Source organism: Paraburkholderia aromaticivorans (assembly GCF_012689525.1).
GTDB classification, from domain to species: Bacteria; Pseudomonadota; Gammaproteobacteria; order Burkholderiales; family Burkholderiaceae; genus Paraburkholderia; species Paraburkholderia aromaticivorans_A.
In genome coordinates, this window is the sequence record NZ_CP051514.1 from 819446 (window position 1) to 838394 (window position 18949).

Genomic DNA, 18949 nt, shown 5'->3' on the forward strand with positions numbered 1-18949 from the left:
GAATGCAGTACATCGCATACTGCTGCTGATCCGACGTCTGTTATACCGACGACAGGATCAGAGGATTAGCCAAAACGGCCGCCCGTTACGTGCAGCACTTCCCCCGTAATAAAACTGGCGCGCTCGCTTGCCAGAAAGGCGACCGCATCGGCCACATCTTCTGGGCGTCCCGCCCGTTTCACGGATTGCATCTTTACCGCGCGCTCCTTAATCATCTCATACGTATCCAGCGCCTGAATCATCTCCGTTTCCATGAAGCCCGGGGCGACGCAATTGACAGTAATGCCGTATCGTCCCTCTTCGATGGCCAGAGATTTTGCCATGCCGATCAGCCCGGCCTTGGCGGCCGAGTAATTCGCCTGTGTCGGATTGCCGAAATGCGCTCGGGAGCTAATGTTGACGACACGGCCCCAACCCTGCTCGATCATATGCGGCATCACCGCTTTCGATACGAGAAAAGCCCCTTTGAGCATGACGTTTATCACGAAGTCCCAGTCGTCCTCGGTCATCTTGACCAGGTACTTATCTCGAGGCGAACCCGCATTATTAACCAGGATATGCACGGTTCCGAACGTCGCCACGGTCTCGTCGACCAGTCGCTGAACATCGTCCGGTTTGGTGATGTCACCGATCACGCAGTGGGCGGAGAACCCGTCCGCACGCAGTGCCGCGGCCGTGTCCTCGGCACGATCGCGCGAGATGTCCGTGATGACGACTTTCGCGCCTTCCTCTGCCAAACGACGCGCCGTGGCAGCACCGAGGCCGCGCGCGGAACCCGTCACGATCGCCACCTTGTTTTCGAGATCCAGATTCATTTCGCAATTCCTTTCTTATCAGATGGAGGACAGCGCTGCATCGAACAGTCGCGCGCCTCCACATCAAACCGCCAATTTTGCATAGCACGCCACTGATGCAACAGCATGCCCGCTTCGGATCATTCTTCGGCCGTTAATCCCGGCGGGAGATTAACCCCCGGCCGATCACCTGTGCCTGAATTTCTGCTGCGCCTTCGAAGATACTCAAAATGCGCGCGTCACACAGCACGCGACTAATTTCGAACTCAAGCGCGTAGCCATTACCGCCGTGGATTTGCAGGCCGGTATCCGCATTGCTCCAGGCAACGCGCGCCGCCAGCAACTTGGCCATGCCGGCCTCGATATCACACCGATGCCCCTTCTCTTTCTCGGTCGCAGCAAAGTATGTCAACTCGCGCGCCATGACAGTCTCGGCAAGCATCATGGCCAGTTTGTCGGACACCCGCGGGAATTCGACAATCGGTCGGCCAAACTGCTTTCTGTCGCCCGCATACCGCCAGGCCAGCTCGAACCCACGCCACGCGACGCCGACTGCACGTGCTGCGGTCTGAATCCGGGCACCTTCAAAGGTTTTCATCAATTGCCGGAAACCTTGACCCCGATTGCCGCCCAGTACCGCTTCGCCTTTTACCTCGAAGCGATCGAAGGCGATTTCGTATTCCTTCATTCCGCGATAGCCCAGCACCGGGATTTCGCCGCCGCTCATGCCCTGAGTCGGGAACGGGTCCTGGCCGGATCCGCGAAGCTTTGGGGCGAGGAACATCGACAGCCCCGCGTAGCCGCTCACGTCAGGTTCGGATCGCGCCAGCACGGTCATCAAATCACTTCGCGCTGCATGAGTGATCCAGGTCTTATTTCCATCAATCTGCCAACCGCCGCCCGGCAGTTGCGTCGCGCGTGTACGGAGCGAGGCCAGATCCGAACCCGTATCGGGTTCCGTGAAAACAGCCGTCGGCAGCACTTCGCCAGACGAAATCTTCGGGAGCCAATGCGCCTTCTGCTCGGGCGTACCCGCGCTTGCTATCAGTTCACCGGCGATTTCCGAACGCGTACCGAGCGAACCCGCCGCGATCCAGGCGCGGCTCAATTCCTCCGTCACAATGCACATGGCGTGCTTGCCGAGTCCCAGTCCACCGAATTCGGCAGGAATACACACGCCGAACGTACCAAGTTCTGCCAGCTTGGCCACCACCGCATCTGGAATCAACTCATCTGCGAGATGCCAGCTTTGCGCGTAGGGGGTGATCTCCTTTGCCGCGAAACGGCGGAACTGGTCGCGTATCAGATCAAGGTCCTCGTCGAACACGGTTTCCGACACCACGCTGCCGTTTCGATAGAGCTCGATGAGCGCTTGACGGTTTTCAGGCGCTGAGCCCGTCGCGATGACCCATTGCACATCCCCATGCGTCGCCAGGTCGAGCGCTGGCTTTTCGAGCTTCAGTTCTCGCGGACGGAATATCTCGTTCTGGGTCATGGGAATGCCCGACGCCAGTTGTGCGAGATATTCTGAGAGGCCCACGAGCAGGACCCGCTCCTCCACTTCGCCCAATCGTCCTTCATTGAAGAGACGCTGCCCCCACTCGACAGACCGCGCGATCGCCTCAACAGTGGTCGCCACCCAGGCCAGACCATGCACTGCCCGTTGATGGCGGTCCAGCAATGTCGCGTCCGCGCGACCATCGACACAGCACAGCACCTCGACCGCGTGACGAACCGCTTCGGCATAGGACCGGACGGCAGGCACAACGCCGCCAAAATGTTTCAGGAGGTTTTCGGATTGGGACACGATGATGGATTCCGTCTTAAATTGGGTACGATCTATTCGGAAACGCCTGCGACAACACCTGCGTCATGTAACTCCCCGACTTGCGAAGAGCTCAGCGAAAGAACTTCCATTAACACCTGGTCGGTGTGTTCGCCCAGGTGCGGAGCGCGAACAATGGGTTGCCGCTGCATACCCTGGAAGGTGGCAGCCGACCCCGGCGCGGGATATCGGTGACCGCTGGGGTGGTCAAGCGTCTGAAATAGCGGCCCTGTTGTCGAGAAGCGAGGCTCGTCTGTCAACGCGGATTGCAAGGTGCGGTAAGGTGACCAGCACACGCCGTTCGCTGAAAAACCCACCTTGAGATCGTCCACTGATCGCAGGGCAATTGCACGCTCGAATAGCGGGAAGAGCACCTCGCGATGACGAAAGCGCGTTCCCTCGTCACGTGCAAAGGACACCTGGAGCGCAGATTCGAGTTGCGCGACCGCCGACTTCAGTTCCAGCACCTTGACCAACCCGGACCACTGCCGCGCGGTGATCGCCACGACCATGATGCGATGCCCGTCGACGGTCATAAAATCACGGCCAAAAGCCCCGAAAAGTGCATTGCCCATCCGGGGACGATCCCCCTGAGTCAGCACCTCGGCGATCTGACCCATGTGGCCAAGCGAGGTCAGCGCGACATCCGACAGCGGCAGCAGGACTTCCTGTCCTTCACCTGTATCACGTCGATGACGTTCGGCAGCCAGCAACGCAAAGGCGGCATACGCACCCGTCATCAGATCCCACGCCGGCAGGACGTGATTCACCGGCTTGTCACCGTTCACGGGCTCGCCGGTCATGAGAGGAACGCCGACTGCCGCATTGACCGTGTAGTCGACTGCGGACTCACCGTCGTTCCACCCCATCACCCGCGCTGAAATCAGATCAGCTCGCCGTTTGCGCAGTACATCGTGCGCAAGAAAGCCACCCTGTGGAAAATTGGTCACGAACAGTCCGCTGTCTTGACCGGGACTGGTAATGATCTGAGTGGCCAGCTCGCGCCCCTGAGCGCTCGACAGGTCGATCGCTATCGATTTCTTGCCCTTGTTGAGGCCTTCCCAGTAGAAACTGCTTCCGCCCTCCGATACGGGCCAGCGCCGATAATCCGGCCCCCCCCCAATCGGATCAATGCGAATGACCTCCGCACCCATCTGCTGCAAATGCAGCGCGCAGGAAGGTGCAGCGATAAAAGACGCGCATTCGACAACGCGCATGCCATGAAGCAACTGATACATGGATCAAGACTCCCCAATCACAATGCAGGCGTTTGTCTTACGCTTTCCGTGAATTAAGACTGAAATCAGCAAGACGCTTGAGTGCCCGCACGGCACGAACAGGCTCGGCATAGGTCGGAATGCGCCGCTGCTGTAGCCATTGGCGCGGGCGCCCTGTGCTCCCTGACCAGGCGACGGCAAACGGCTTATGCGTGGTTTCGCACGCAGCCGCGATACCCTCGACGAGCGCTTCGCCGCCTCGATCTGCGTTGCCGAGCACCACCAGAATCATGTCGACTTCGTTGTCGACCACGACCTGATCCAGCACGCGGCGGATCAGCGACGGATCGGTGAGAAGTGCACCCGTGAGATCGACTGGGTTCGCAACCGAGCCGTATGCCGGCAACATCGGGCGAATGACGTCCTGGACTGAAGGCGACAACGCGTTGACCGAGAGTCCGCCCAGCACTGCCGCGTCGGTCGTCAGCGCTGATGCCCCGCCGCTGGAGGTGATGATCGCAATCCGATGGCCCGCAGCCCGGCGGCCCTGGCGAAACAACATGGCAGCATCCGTGGCCGCTTCCATGCTTTCAACGCGAATCGCGCCATACCGCTCGACCAGCGCGTTGAACTCGGCATCCGAGCCTGGTTGCGAGCCGGTATGGAGGCCCACGGCACGCGCACCTTCCGCGGTCGCCCCTGACTTCAGCAGCAGCAACGGCTTGCCACGCTGGCGCGCGGCGTCAGCCGCTTCAGCCAGCATCGGCAGCCGTGTTGCATCTTCGAGATAGCCCATCAGAATGGAGACATCATCTGCGTGGGCGAAGCGGCCGAGCAACTCCGCGACGCACACGTCAGCCTCGTTACCGGTATTGGCGTAGTAGCGCACACCGACGCCAGCTGCGACCATTGAGGCGAACATGAACGTGCCGACTGCGCCGCTCTGGCTCGCAAGCGCGATGGGATCGTCGGGCATGTCCATCTGCTCGTCGAACGCGGAGGAAAAGGTCGCGAAGGTTCGGCTAGGCAACGCAAACGTGCCCAGACAGTTCGGCCCAATCACCCGCAGCCCGGTACTACGGCAGATCTCCTTGATCTCCGCCTGTAGCGCCGTGCCGTCGCCCCCCATCTCTGCAAAGCCCGATGCAAAGATGATGGCCGCTGACACCCCAGCAGCCGCGCTGTCGCGCAAAGCCTGTGCAACGGAATGCGACGGCACGACAACAATCGCCAGGTCCACCGGTCCCGGTGCATCGGCTAGCGAGGCGTAACTCCGTACGCCCTGCACCTCCGCACGTTTGGGATTCACGGGCACTATCGTGCCGGCAAATCCCAAACGCAACAAATAATCGAGTGGGCGGCCGGACAACTTGGCCGGATCGTTCGAGGCCCCGATGATCGCAATGCCTCGCGGGCGAAAAATGGCTTCTTCAAGCGTGATGGACACGGTATCTGTTCTCCGGTTTCGCTCAAACAAACTTCGGCGGGCGGCGCTCACGATGCGACAGAACACCCTCCTTGACCTCTGGACCACCAAAGCCGAGGAATTCAAGCGCGAGCGATGCATCGAACAGCGGCATCTGTTGCCGATACCAGCTATTCAGCGAGTACTTGGTCAGCGCGATGGCTTCCTGCGCGCCATGCGCAAGACGATGGGCGACATCCCGAGCGGTTTCGAGCAATTTGTCGTCATCGACGCATTTGGAAACGAGATTGATGCGCTCTGCCTCTTCACCGGACATGTGCTCGCACGTCAAGAGGTAATACTTGGCTTTCGCCATGCCACACAGCAACGGCCACACCATCGACGCGTGATCGCCAGCAGCCACGCCGAGCCGGGTATGTCCATCGACAATCTTGGCAGTACGCGCCGCGATCGAGATATCGGCCATCATCGCGACGATCAGACCTGCTCCGACCGCCGGCCCGTGGATAGCCGACACAATCGGCTTGCTGCAATTGATCAGGTTGGTCACGAGATCGCGTGTTTCACGGTACACGCGCATCCGCACCGCGTAGCTCTCGATCTGATCGTCGATCAGATCAAAGCTTCCGCCTGCCGAAAAAGCACGCCCCTCACCGCGCACCAGGACTACGCGGGTATCTGGATCGGCGTCGATGACCTGCCATACTTTCGGCAATTCGGCATGCACGCGGGCATCCACTGCATTGAGATTCGGCCCGTCGAACACCATCTCGAGCACACCGTCTTCGTGCTGCTCAAAGCGCATCGGGAATTGCTTGTATCGTTCCAACATGGGATATGTCTCCAATTCAGAATATTTACTGGACGCGCTCGAACACCGCGGCGAGACCCTGGCCACCACCAATGCACATGGTTTCCAGCGCGTAGCGGCCCTTTCGCCGATCCAGTTCCCGCAGCATCGTCGACAGGATGCGTACCCCCGTCGCACCGACCGGATGTCCCAGAGAGATGCCGGAGCCATTCACATTCAGACGGTCATAGTCGCCCGACTGAAAATTCAGCCCCGCCGTGCATGCCAGGACCTGGGCAGCAAAGGCTTCGTTCAGTTCAATGAGATCGAGATCCTTGATTGCCAGTCCGCAGCGACGCAGCACTGACTGAACTGCGGGCACGGGACCGATGCCCATGCGTTCCGGCTCAACGCCCGCAGCCGCCCATGACAGCAGTCGACCGTACGGCTTGAGACCGAGCGCGGCAGCCTTCTCTGGCGTGGTCACGATGCACGCTGCCGCACCGTCGTTCTGACCACTCGCATTCCCTGCGGTGACCGTCGATTCCTGATCCACGCCCAGGCGGACTGCCTTCAGCGCAGAAAGGCTTTCCATCGTGACATCCGGACGAGGATGTTCATCAACGGTGACCTGCTGCGTGCCTTTGCGGCTGGTCACCGCGACCGGCACGATTTCGTCGGCGAAGCGCCCTTCGTTTTGTGCCTGTACTGCGCGAGCGTGTGACCGTAACGCCAGTTCATCCTGGGCACTACGCGAAATCCTGTATTCACGCCGCAAGTTTTCGGCCGTTTCCAGCATGCCACCGAGAACTGGATGATTTTTCCCGCCCGATGTGATGCGACCACGTGCAATGCGATCCCAAAACGGCGTTGAGTCGCCCCGCACGCCAAACCGCGAGCCAAGCACGTAATGCTCTGCCTGGCTCATACTTTCCGCACCGCCTGCAATCACGAGATCGGCAGCCCCCGTTTGCACCCGCATCGCTGCATCGATCACCGCCTGCAGGCCCGAGCCGCAGCGACGATCTATCTGCAAGCCCGGAATGTGTACACCCAGGCCAGCGTCCAGAGCCGCAACGCGCCCAATAGCCGGCGCTTCGCCGTTCGGGTAGCACTGCCCGAATATCACGTCATCGATGTCGCCTTCTTTCAGGGACGCACGACGCACCAATTCGCGCAGGACCGTCTCCGCGAGCTGGACTGCCGGAATATCGCGGAACACGCCGCCATACCGGCCCACTGGCGTGCGGATTGGTTCACAGATAACTGCTTCTCTCATCGCGTATCCCCTTAGTAGGACTTGGGCAGGCCCAAGACCTTTTCCGATACGTAGTTCAGTACCATTTCCTGCGAGACCGGTGCGATCTTCAGCAGACGAGCCTCACGCCACAGGCGCTCGATGTGATATTCCTTCGCGTAGCAGAAGCCACCATGCGTCTGCATTGCGCGATCACACACCTCGAAGGCTGCTTCGGTTGCCAGGAATTTGGCTGCATTTGCCTCTGGACCACAGGGCTTATGCTCGTCATACAGCCGCGCTGCATGCTCAGCCATCATTTGCGAGGACTGGAGGCGCATCCAGGAGTCAGCGAGCGGATGGGCAATAGCCTGATTCTTGCCAATCGGCCGATTGAACACGACGCGCGTGTTCGCATAGTTCACCGCGAGGTCCAGAGCGCGACGCCCGAGGCCAATCTGCTCCCAGGCCACGACAATCCGTTCCGGATTCAGACCATCGAGCAGGTACTTGAAGCCCTTCCCGACCTCACCGACGACCTCGTCGTCGCCAACCTCAAGGTTTTCGATAAACAGTTCGTTGGTATCGATCGCATTCCGCGCGAGTTTCTCGATCGGCGTAGCCGTGATCGCCTTGCGGTCCATCCTGGTGAAGAACAGCGTCATGCCGTCGTACGGACGCTCGTCATTGCGCGGTGATGTGCGTGCCAGTAGCAGAATCCGGTCTGCGCGTTGTGCGTTCGTGATCCACACTTTCTGGCCGTTGATGACCCAGCGTCCATCCTTGCGCTCAGCGCGCGTCGTGATGCGCGACGTGTCCACACCGGCCGTCGGTTCAGTGACGCCAAAACACATCAGGCTCTTGCCGGAAGCGATATCAGGCAGATACTTGCGCTTCAGTTCCTCAGACGCGTGACGGATGACCGGACCGGGCGGGAAGATATAAAAGTGGATCGCCGAGGCACCATTCGAGCCGCCAAAATAGGCGGCTTCCTGCAACATCGTCGCTGCAGCCGTCATGCCAAGCCCCATCCCGCCGTATTCCTCGGGAATCATCGACCCAAGCCAACCACCATCGGCGAACGCCTGGATGAAGTCAGTCGGATACTTGCCCTCCGTGTCGTGTTCACGCCAGTAATCAAGGTCAAAGCGGGATGCGAGTGCGCGGGCAGACTCGCGAATCATGTTCAGTTCATCGTTGTCGACAGTCATGGTGTGATCCTGGGGACGTTAGTTACGGGAATGCACCGCAGTTACTCGCGCGGAGAAATTAATTCGAGAGGGGTCAACGCATCGAGCGCTGACATGTCGCCCACCGGCTGACCGAGGTAACGCGCGCGAATGGCACGTCGCATGATCTTGCCGTTCTTTGTCTTCGGCAGGCCCTGCACAACACATACCTCTGCGGGTGCCATGGCCTTGCCCAGCATGCGCGTTACAGCCGAAACCAAAGCTGCAGGTGACAGTTCCGGTACGTCAGAGCGTGGTACGACAAATGCAACCACTTGTTGCCCTTTGATTTCATCCGGCACGCCAATGACTGCGGCTTCTGCCACGTCAGGCTGCGCGACCAACGCGGACTCGATTTCCGCCGGGCCAACACGACGCCCGCCGATCTTCAGGGTGTCGTCGGAGCGGCCGTGGATATGCCAGAACCCATCCGGGTCGACACTGGCCAGATCGCCGTGCACCCACACGTTGTCCCAGCGCTCCCAGTACGTATTGAGATACCGTTCGTTGTCGCGCCAGAAGCCATGCGTCATACCTGGCCACGTGTTCAGCATCACCAACTCGCCGATGTCCGACGTCTGCTTGCCATCGGCATCAAAGACATTGACGTCCATGCCAGGCAGCGGACCACTGAACGATGCGGGCGATTGGGGTGCGATCGTGTAACAGGACAGAATGCCGCCGCCGGTTTCGGTCCCACCGGTATAGTTGAGAATAGGCAGCTTCGATCCGCCGACCGTTTCAAATAACCAGTGCCACGACGGGTCATCCCACGCTTCGCCCGTAGACGCGAACGCACGTAGCGTGCTCAGATCGGCATTGGGCCGCGCGCCCGCAGTGACGGAGCGCAAGCCGCGTGCAGCGGTCGGTGAGATCCCCATCACCGTCACCCGGTTACGCTCAACAATGCGCCAGAGGCGATCGATTGTCGGGTAATCAGGCAGGCCTTCGGTCATCACGATCGTTGCGCCGCAGTGAAGCCCGGCTACGATCATCAATGGGCCAAGCATCCAACCCATGTCGGTGATCCAGCCGAGTACGTCGTCTTCCTGCAGATCAAATGCGTAGCCGAAATCGATCGTGGACTTCAGCAGATAGCCGAGATGCGAGTGAACGATTCCCTTGGGAGCGCCGGTCGTCCCGGAGGTATAGATGATGAAGAGTGGATGATTCGGGTCGAGCGCTTCCGCAGGAGCCGCAGCGGTACCCGGGGGAAGAGGCGCCGCAACGTCCTCCCACCAGTGGTCGCGCTGCGCATCCATTTCGACTGGCACCCCGCTCGAGCGAATCACCACCACATCGCGAACGGAAGGAGACTGTGCAACAGCCCCATTGGCAATCGACTTCATGGCGACGGGCTTGCCGCGTCGCGTAGTCGAATCGACCGTGACAAGGAGCTTCGCTTCCGCAGCCTGAAGTCGCGTGGCCAGTGACTCGCTGCCGTATCCCGAGAATGCCGGAACGACAATTGCGCCAATCTTTGCACACCCCATCACCGCAACGGCAGCCTCGGGCACCGGTGGCATGAATAACGCGACCCGGTCACCCTTGCCTACACCCAGACGAGTGAGTCCGGCGGCAAAGCGATCGACCTCACGCTTCAGCTCAGCAAACGTCAGCTGGCGACGTTGACCAAAGTCCCCTTCGTAGACGACCGCCTCACGACGTGCCTGAACCGGGTGAGCCGCATGTCGATCCACGCAGCTCTCAACGACGTTCAGTGTTGCTCCGGTGAACCATTGCGGCAACACTCGACCTTGGGCCTCGTCTCGAATCGCATGTGGCTTCCCCTTTAACGGAATTCCCAGATCCTCGGCCGCTGCTGCCCAGAACCATTGGGCACGCTCAACCGATGCCTGATGAAATTCCTCCAGCGTGGAAAATCCCCACCGCTTCATCGCCGACGCCAACCTGCTACGTGCCAGATGTTGGGGACCCGGCCGCCAGGCAGCCGCCTCCACTTTCCCAAAGCTCGACCGAGTGGACATGGCTCAGGCCTTCTTACCCTGGCTTTCGACCCAGGAGCGCTTGAGCATCAGGCCTGCCCGCTTCATTTCGCACACGACTTCGTTACGCTGGTTGTAGGCGACGTGCTTGAAAAAGACGATACCGGAATCCTCGCGCTTCTTTGACTCACGCCGATCGAGAATTTCAGTCGCGACGTGGATCGTATCGCCGTGGAAAACGGGCTTCGGAAATTTGATTTCTTCGAACCCGAGATTGCCCAGCGTCGTCCCAATAGTCGTGTCGATCACGGTGACACCCGTGACGAGCCCAAGCAGGAACATACTATTGACAATGCGCTGACCGAAGATGCTGTCCTTGCTGTATTCCGCGTCAATATGCAGGGGCGCACAGTTGTAGGTCAGTGCCGAATAGAGTGTATTGTCCATCTCAGTCACCGTCCTGCGGATCGCATGTTCGATGACGATACCCGGTTCAAACTGTTCGTAATACATGCCAGCCATGATTCGTTCCTTGTTCGGTAAAAGATGGATCAATGAGCGTTGTCAACAATCGCCTGATGGAGTGCCAGAAGTTCGCGCGCAGTCTTGATATGTGCGTAATCAATGTGCTGCCCCTCGTACACGACGGCTGCAAGGCCTTGAGCCTCAGCCTTCTCGAAGGCCTCGATCATCCCGGAATAGAAGATGACGTCTTGTGCCGAAGGCGAAAAAACTTCGTTGGCGACAGCAATATGGGAGGGATGGATCAGGACCTGACCACGGAATCCGAGCTGACGGTTCTGCACAGAGAAATGGCGGGCGCCGTCCGGATCCTTAAGGTCCTGCCAGACCCCGACCAACGGGAACTGCAGACCTGCTGCACGGGTAGCCAGCACGGCACGGCTGCGTAGATAAATTGTTTCCAGGCCTTCCGGCGTGAACTGGAAGCCTAACGAACGCGATACGTCGGCATCTTTAGCTGTACCGGCAAATAGCGTCGCGACGCGCGGCGACGCTGCGATCATCTGCTCGCATTCCGCATAAGCCTGCGCGGTTTCCAATGAAAGCAGGAATTCAATGGAACCCAGCTTGACGCCGTTACGCCGTTCATAGTGTGTTACCAGCGCATCGAACGCGATGATGTCCTTGGCGCCATACGTCTTGGGCAGGACAAAGCCGTCGAGACCTTCAATCGCAACGCACTCGATATCGTCACCCGACATACCGGTTTCCAGAGCGTTCAGACGCACATAGACGCCCACCTTGCGGCTTGCGACTGCAAGCGAGCGAATCGAAGCAGCCACGACCTGACGCGCTTCCGCCTTCAGATTGAGAGGAACGGAATCCTCCAGATCGAGGATGACGCCATCCGCGCCCGCGGCAACGGCCTTGGCAGGCCAACCCTCGCGATGCCCCGGCACAAACAGAATGGAACGCATGAATCGCATGTTGTTTCCTCCGTAATTTTTAACACATTATACACAATGCATAATTTAAGCCAAATGTGAGCCTCCGCTTCCTGCCCAGATTCCAGAGGGTCAACTGGGCAATACGGCACACAGTGCACAGCATTCGATCTACCAGGCTATCGGGTCATCGACCATGCTGGCCGCACGCGCGTCACCGACCTCTACATGGCCTGCTGCGCCGTCCCCGGGATAATCGCCTTGGTCGTTACAGCCCACTCGCGGACTATTCAACCAACACCCGTGAAATGATTCTGGATCCATATAATGCATCATACACGATTTTATGCGACGTGCACCTGGGATTTCCCTGGTCGGGCCAGAGGTGCATGCGGCTGGAAACAGGTACGATGCTTTCGAGTGGGACTCGATACCTCACTGGGAGGCACGCGGCGACGTCCGACGGATCGCCCCACCTAACGCTGCTCGATTTATGAACAGGCCTGCTTCGCCGGCCCGCGGATTCTGCTACGCCGCCTCTCGATCAGTGGTCATCCTTCAACTCGATCAGGAGATCCTTCGCAGCCACACGGTCACCCGCCTGGACATGCACGGTGGCAATCTCGCAGTCGCGCTCCGCCGCAATGTGGGTTTCCATTTTCATCGCCTCCAATGCGATCAGCGTCGTGCCGGCGGCGACCCGCTGCCCCGACTGCACCGCAACGGTCACGATTGCCCCTGGCATGGGCGCCGCAACATGCAACGGATTCGATGGATCGGCGACCAGCCGGCTATGACGCGCCGGTCCCGCATGTGCGGTAGTGCGCGGCTCGATCAAGGCCGTGCGCGATTGTCCGTTCAACTCGAACTGAACCTTGGTCATGCCGGACTCGGTGTCCGCGTGCGTCCCTTGCAACGCAACGAGCAAGGTTTTGCCCGGCGCAATGTCGATCGCCACTTCCTCCTGCGGCTGCAATCCATAAAGGAAAGCCGGCGTCGGCAGCACCGAGGTGTCGCTATAGGTATGCAGGTGCGCGAAGTAATCGCTGGTCTGCTTCGGGTACATGAGGTAGGAAGCCAGCTGCTGGTCGTCCAGCTCGTGTTCGCAGTCAGCCTTGCCCTGCGTACGCGCCGCTTCCAGATCGACCGCCGCCAGCGCGTCGCCAGGCCGGTAAGGCGCAGGCGGCTCGCCCCTCAGCACCTTGCGTGACAGATCCACCGGAAAACCGTCAGGCGGAAAGCCGAGCTCTCCCTTGAACAGCGAGACAACGGACTCAGGAAACGCGACTTCCCTGGCTGGATCGCACACGTCGGCGGCGCTAAGGTCATTGGCCACCATCATCAGCGCCATGTCGCCGACTACCTTGGAGGTCGGTGTCACCTTGACGATGTCGCCGAACATCCGGTTGACATCGGCGTATGCGCGCGACACTTCGGTCCAGCGATGTTCGATACCAAGCGAGCGCGCCTGCTCACGCAGGTTCGTGTACTGGCCGCCTGGCATTTCATGACGATAGACATCGGCGGTACCAGCCCGTATCTCTGATTCGAACGGTGCGTAGTAGCGGCGCACGCCCTCCCAGTACATCGACGCTTCGTGCAACCGCTCGAGGCTCAGCCCCGGATCGCGCTCGCTGCCCGCGAGCGCCGCGGCGATACTCGACAGGTTCGGTTGCGAGGTCAGGCCACTCATCGCGTCGAGCGCGCCATCCACCGCATCGCAGCCGGCGTTGATCGCGGCCAGCGCCGAAGCCGCTGAAATGCCGCTGGTGTCGTGCGTATGGAAATGCACGGGCAAGCCGGTTTCTTCCTTGAGCGCTTTCACGAGCGCAGCGGCGGCCTGCGGGCGGCAGATACCCGCCATGTCCTTGACGCCCAGGATATGCACGCCGGCGTTTTGCAGTTCGCGCGCAATTCCCACGTAATAATTCAGGTTGTACTTCGAACGCGAGCCGTCGAACAGATCTCCGGTATAGCAGATCGCCCCTTCGCACAGCGCACCGCTTTCGCGCACTGCGTCGATCGCCACGCGCATATTGCGCACCCAGTTCAGCGAATCGAAGACGCGGAAGAGGTCGACTCCGGCGCTCGCGGCCTGGCTGACGAAGAACCTGACGACGTTATCCGCGTAGTTCGTATATCCCACAGCATTCGAGCCGCGCAGCAACATCTGGAACAGGATGTTGGGCACCCGCTCGCGTAACTGCGCGAGGCGTTGCCACGGGTCCTCCTTGAGAAAACGCAGTGCCACATCGAAGGTCGCGCCGCCCCAACATTCCATCGAAAAGAGCTGCGGGAGTTCGCGGGCGTAGAACGGCGCGATCGGCAGCATATCGGCCGTGCGCATGCGCGTCGCGAATAACGACTGGTGCGCGTCGCGCATCGTCGTATCGGTCAGCAGAACCTGCTTCTGGTCAAGCATCCAGCGCGCGAACTTCTCTGGTCCAAGTTCGCGCAACCGGTCGCGCATACCCGGTGGCAGAGGAAGCGTGGTGTCGAGCGCCGGCAGCAGCGGCCGCGACATCGGCAACGAAGGCAACGAACGGCCACTCATCTCCGTATGCCCGTTGACGCTGACCTCGCCAAGATAACGCAGCAGCTTGGTCGCGCGGTCACGCCGCTTCGCGAAGGCGAGCAGTTCCGGCGTCAGGTCGATGAAGCGCGTTGTGACATCGCCTCGCCCGAAGGCGGGATGATTGACGACGTTTTCGAGGAATTGCAGGTTCGACGCGACGCCGCGAATCCGGAACTCGCGTAGCGCCCGGTCCATCCGTCCAATCGACTCGGCAGCGGTCGGTGCCCACGTGGTCACCTTGACCAGCAGCGAGTCGTAATACGGCGTAATCACCGCGCCGCCATAGGCGGTGCCGGCGTCGAGACGAACGCCGAATCCCGCCGCGCTGCGGTAAGCAGTGAGCCTGCCGTAGTCCGGCAGGAAGCCGTTCTCGGGATCTTCGGTCGTGATCCGGCATTGCAGCGCGTGGCCGTTAAGCGGAATGTCCGGCTGCGCCGGCACGCCCGCCGCGCGCACGCTGACGACACCGCCCTCGTCGAGCGTGTCTTCGATCATGCCGATCCTTCCGCCTTCCGTGATACGGATCTGCGCCTTGACGATGTCGACCCCGGTGATCATCTCGGTGACCGTGTGCTCGACCTGGATGCGCGGGTTCACCTCGATGAAGTAGAACTGGCCGGAGTCGGCATCCATCAGGAACTCGACCGTGCCTGCATGGGTGTACCCGACCGCGCGCATCAACCGCAGTGCCGAATCGCAGAGCACCGCGCGGCCAGCATCATCGAGGTACGGTGCCGGGGCGCGCTCCACCACTTTCTGGTTGCGCCGCTGCACCGTGCAGTCGCGCTCATGGAGATGCACGAGCGTGCCGTGCATATCGCCGAGGACCTGCACCTCGACGTGGCGCGCATTGCGTACCAGCTTCTCCACATACACTTCGTCGTTGCCGAACGCCGCCAGTGCTTCGCGCCGGGCTGCGACGAGCGCGGATTCGAGATCGTCCTCGCTCTCCAGAACCCGCATCCCTCTCCCACCCCCACCCCAACTCGCCTTGAGCATTAGCGGGTAGCCGATTCCGGCGGCGAGACGCATGCATTCCTGCAGGTCGTGGGGCAATGGCGGGGTTGCCGGCATCACCGGCACACCGGCGGCTACAGCCGCGTTGCGGGCCGCCACCTTGTTGCCAAGCTTGCGCATGACCTCAGGCGACGGGCCGATCCAGCGGATTCCGGCATCGATGATCGCCTGCGCGAAGCCGGGATTCTCGGAAAGAAAGCCGTAACCGGGGTGAATCGCGTCGACCTTCGCCTGCCTCGCGATACGCAGGATGTCGTCGATGTCGAGATAGGCGGCGAGCGGCTTCTTTCCTTCGCCGACCAGATAGCTCTCGTCCGCCTTGAAGCGATGGAGCGCAAGGCGATCTTCCTTCGAATAGATGGCGATCGTGCGGATGTGCATCTCCGCGGCGGCTCGCATGACGCGGATGGAGATTTCCGAGCGATTGGCTATCAGGAGGGATCTGATCGGGAGAGTATTCATGGTCTTTAAGCGAAACCGTCAAGGACGGCAGCCATGCCTGGAAAATTCTGCATGGTGTGGGTGAGAATGACCGGATGTGCTGCCAGGCCAACAGCTTCATCCGGGGGCGCGGACGAGCGGATCCGCCGAGCACGAAAGCGATAAGCGTCGTTGGGCTTCAACGCGTTAGGCAAAGTCAGCCACGAGGTAGTGCGAATCCATCCAGTCATAGCTGGATCGTCCTGTTGCCCACGCCCAGTTAGTCCCGCTATGGTTTACCGACTCCCCGGAACAATTGTCTTCCTCCCGGTTGGCGTCCGGGTGGGTCCCCTTCGCGGACGGAGGGATATATCGCGTCTTCATGTCGTTTTGTTCATCGTCAGTCATCGCAGGATTTACCGATTGAAAGTTTATTCTGACTACATCCGTGAATAGTTTGGCCCTCCTCCCCCTTCCGGCGTGACCCATACGATGTTCTGCGTTGGATCCTTGATGTCACAGGTCTTGCAGTGCACACAATTCTGCGCATTGATCTGCAGTCGGTCGCTTCCGTCCTCGTTTTCGACGAATTCATAGACGCCGGCTGGACAGAAGCGCGTTTCTGGACCTGCGTAAGTTCGAAGGTTCACATTGACCGGCACGCTTGCATCTTTGAGCGTCAGATGCACCGGCTGATTTTCCTCGTGGTTGGTATTGGAAATGAACACGGAAGAGAGGCGGTCGAACGTCAAGACGCCATCGGGCTTCGGATACGCTATGCGCGAGCATGTCGAGGCCGGCCTGAGCATCTCGTGGTCGTGGTGCTTGTGATGAAGTGTCCACGGCACATTACCGCGCAGGACTTTTTGCTCAAGACCGACCATCATCGTGCCGAGGTACAGGCCCTTAGCCATCCACTGTTTGAAGTTGCGCGCTTTAAACAGCTCGTCGTGAAGCCAGGAGTTCCTGAACGATGCCGGGTAGTCGACCAGTTCGTCGCTCCGACGACCGGCCTGTACAGCGTCAAATGCGGCATCAGCGGCCAGCATGCCGGTCTTGATCGCGGCATGGCTGCCCTTGATACGCGAAGCGTTCAGATAACCCGCATCGTCGCCGATTAGCGCGCCGCCGGGGAAGATGGGCTTGGGCAGCGACAGAAGGCCCCCTGCCGTGATGGCACGCGCACCGTACGAGACTCGCTTACCGCCTTCGAGAAACGTACGGATGTCGGGGTGCGTCTTGTAACGCTGGAACTCCTCGAATGGCGAGAGATACGGGTTCTGGTAACCGAGGCCAACGACTAAGCCGACGACCACCTGATTCTGATCCAGGTGATATAAAAACGCCCCCCCATAGGTTCTGGCGTCCAGCGGCCAACCCGCGGTGTGAATGACCAGGCCTGGTTTGTGTTCCGCGGGACCGATCTCCCACAATTCCTTGATGCCGATCCCATAGGTCTGAGGATCACTGTTCGCGCCTAGCTGGAATTTATCAATGAGTTGGCGCCCCAGGTGACCCCGACAGCCTTCAGCAAACAGCGTATACCTGGCGTGCAACTCCATCCCGAGCTGGAAGTTCGAGGTCGGCTCACCCTCCTTGCCCACGCCCATATTGCCGGTTGCCACACCCGTGACCGAACCGTCCTCGTGATAGAGCACCTCAGCCGCAGCAAAACCCGGGAAAATCTCAACGCCCAGTTCCTCCGCTTGCTGGCCAAGCCAACGCGTGAACTTTCCGAGGCTGATCACGTAGTTGCCGTGGTTCTGGAAGTTGCTGGGTAGCGCCCAGTTTGGCGTCCTGATCGACCGGGTTTCCGACAGAAAGAGGAAGCGGTCTTCCGTTACCGGGACGTCGAGCGGCGCGCCTTTATCCTTCCAGTCTGGAATCAATTCGTTGAGGGCGACAGGATCCATCACGGCGCCTGACAGAATGTGCGCGCCGATTTCCGACCCTTTCTCGAGTACACAAACGGTGATACTGCTGCCATTTCTGGCCGCAAGCTGCTTGAGTCGAATCGCGGCCGATAGGCCAGCGGGCCCCCCACCCACGATCACGACGTCATACTCCATCGACTCGCGAGGACCAAATTGCTCAACAAACTTGCCTTTCATCACCTAAACCACCTCATCTAATCAGGTATGCTAATCATAATCAAAAGATGTCGCTCAGCAGCAATCTCTGGAGCCGACCTGACTATCTGCCTCTCGCCTCAGCCAGCATGCGCTGCGCTTTCAATATGACAGGACGATCAATCATTTTTCCATTCATGACGAAGACTGCCTCGTCGGCATGCAACGATGCATCAACGACCTGTTTCGCCCAGTCAAGCTCGGCTTCGGAGGGGCGATAGCATTGGTTGACAATCGGCACCTGCTTCGGATGAATGCATAGCTTGCCGCCGAAACCAAGACGCTTCCCTGCACTCGATTCACGGATGAGTTTGTCCACGTCGTCGATCGCAGTAGAAACGCCATCGACCGGCGGATTCAGTTCATAAACACGCGAAACCAGGGCGAGTGTCGCACGATAGGTGTTCAGCTCTTCCCCGTCGCCAGCGATCCCCATGTCCGCGATAAAATCCAGGGTACCGAATAGAAGCTGACGAACATTCGACGCGCTGGCGATTTCTTCAACGTTCCACATGCCCTTCGCCGATTCGATAAGTGGATATATCGCCACCTGACCGGTTGGGCCGCCAGCAGCCGTGACGATATCGTTGATTGACTCTGCTTTTGAGAGGACCAGTCCTGCGACACCGGGTAGCATCCCGAGCTTGATATCCTCTGCGAACCACGGCGTGCCAGGTGCATTGATTCGCACCAGCACCGGGTGATCAGGCGAGACCCATGACATCACGCTGTGTCGCGCATCCTGCTTGCTGGAAGGGCTTACCGCATCTTCAAGATCAAGAATGACGGCATCGGCACCACTCGCAACTGCTTTCGAATAACGTTCCGGTCGATCGCCCGGAACGAACAGAAACGACTGGAATGGGGGACTCCCGGACTCGTTCATATCTATTCCTTAAGTAATGCCTGATCCGCTCAGTCGGTGTGAGGCAGGCGAA

The 18949-nt window shown here is 59.8% G+C and carries 13 protein-coding genes; all 13 read right to left on the reverse strand.

Annotated features, from left to right (window positions below):
• Window positions 1–65 precede the first annotated feature (65 nt).
• The 13 genes from HF916_RS03840 to HF916_RS03900 all read right to left on the reverse strand — a co-directional run bounded on the left by HF916_RS03840 (window position 66) and on the right by HF916_RS03900 (window position 18897).
• Window positions 66–815, reverse strand: a complete 750-nt coding sequence (locus HF916_RS03840) for an SDR family NAD(P)-dependent oxidoreductase (RefSeq protein WP_168787868.1) — start codon at window positions 813–815, stop codon at window positions 66–68.
• A 133-nt stretch (window positions 816–948) separates the two neighbouring features.
• The gene (locus HF916_RS03845) at window positions 949–2601 is read right to left on the reverse strand and encodes an acyl-CoA dehydrogenase family protein (RefSeq protein WP_206001775.1); all 1653 of its coding nucleotides are present in this window, start codon (window positions 2599–2601) and stop codon (window positions 949–951) included.
• Between the two features lie 32 nt (window positions 2602–2633).
• On the reverse strand, window positions 2634–3857 hold the full coding sequence (locus HF916_RS03850; protein WP_168787869.1) for a CoA transferase: 1224 nt from the start codon (window positions 3855–3857) through the stop codon (window positions 2634–2636).
• A 37-nt stretch (window positions 3858–3894) separates the two neighbouring features.
• Window positions 3895–5283: an acetate--CoA ligase family protein gene (locus HF916_RS03855; protein ID WP_168787870.1), complete on the reverse strand. Its 1389-nt coding sequence runs from the start codon at window positions 5281–5283 to the stop codon at window positions 3895–3897.
• Window positions 5284–5305: 22 nt separating this feature from the next.
• Window positions 5306–6094: an enoyl-CoA hydratase/isomerase family protein gene (locus HF916_RS03860; RefSeq protein ID WP_168787871.1), complete on the reverse strand. Its 789-nt coding sequence runs from the start codon at window positions 6092–6094 to the stop codon at window positions 5306–5308.
• 25 nt (window positions 6095–6119) lie between these two features.
• Window positions 6120–7331 carry an acetyl-CoA C-acetyltransferase gene (locus HF916_RS03865; protein ID WP_168787872.1) on the reverse strand — a complete coding sequence of 404 codons (1212 nt, stop codon included), beginning with the start codon at window positions 7329–7331 and terminating at the stop codon, window positions 6120–6122.
• 11 nt (window positions 7332–7342) lie between these two features.
• Complete coding sequence (locus tag HF916_RS03870; protein WP_168787873.1) at window positions 7343–8500, reverse strand: acyl-CoA dehydrogenase family protein; 1158 nt, start codon at window positions 8498–8500, stop codon at window positions 7343–7345.
• Between the two features lie 41 nt (window positions 8501–8541).
• On the reverse strand, window positions 8542–10416 hold the full coding sequence (locus HF916_RS03875) for an AMP-binding protein (RefSeq protein WP_240975345.1): 1875 nt from the start codon (window positions 10414–10416) through the stop codon (window positions 8542–8544).
• Between the two features lie 93 nt (window positions 10417–10509).
• Complete coding sequence (locus tag HF916_RS03880; protein WP_168787875.1) at window positions 10510–10986, reverse strand: MaoC family dehydratase; 477 nt, start codon at window positions 10984–10986, stop codon at window positions 10510–10512.
• Between the two features lie 29 nt (window positions 10987–11015).
• Window positions 11016–11912, reverse strand: coding sequence for an HpcH/HpaI aldolase/citrate lyase family protein (locus tag HF916_RS03885; protein WP_168787876.1), 897 nt, complete (start codon window positions 11910–11912; stop codon window positions 11016–11018).
• Window positions 11913–12414: 502 nt separating this feature from the next.
• Window positions 12415–15924 (reverse strand): pyruvate carboxylase, encoded by a 3510-nt coding sequence (locus HF916_RS03890; protein WP_168787877.1) that lies wholly within the window; start codon window positions 15922–15924, stop codon window positions 12415–12417.
• Between the two features lie 398 nt (window positions 15925–16322).
• Window positions 16323–17993, reverse strand: coding sequence for an electron transfer flavoprotein-ubiquinone oxidoreductase (locus HF916_RS03895; RefSeq protein ID WP_168787878.1), 1671 nt, complete (start codon window positions 17991–17993; stop codon window positions 16323–16325).
• An 82-nt stretch (window positions 17994–18075) separates the two neighbouring features.
• Window positions 18076–18897: an HpcH/HpaI aldolase/citrate lyase family protein gene (locus tag HF916_RS03900; protein ID WP_168787879.1), complete on the reverse strand. Its 822-nt coding sequence runs from the start codon at window positions 18895–18897 to the stop codon at window positions 18076–18078.
• Window positions 18898–18949: the final 52 nt, after the last annotated feature.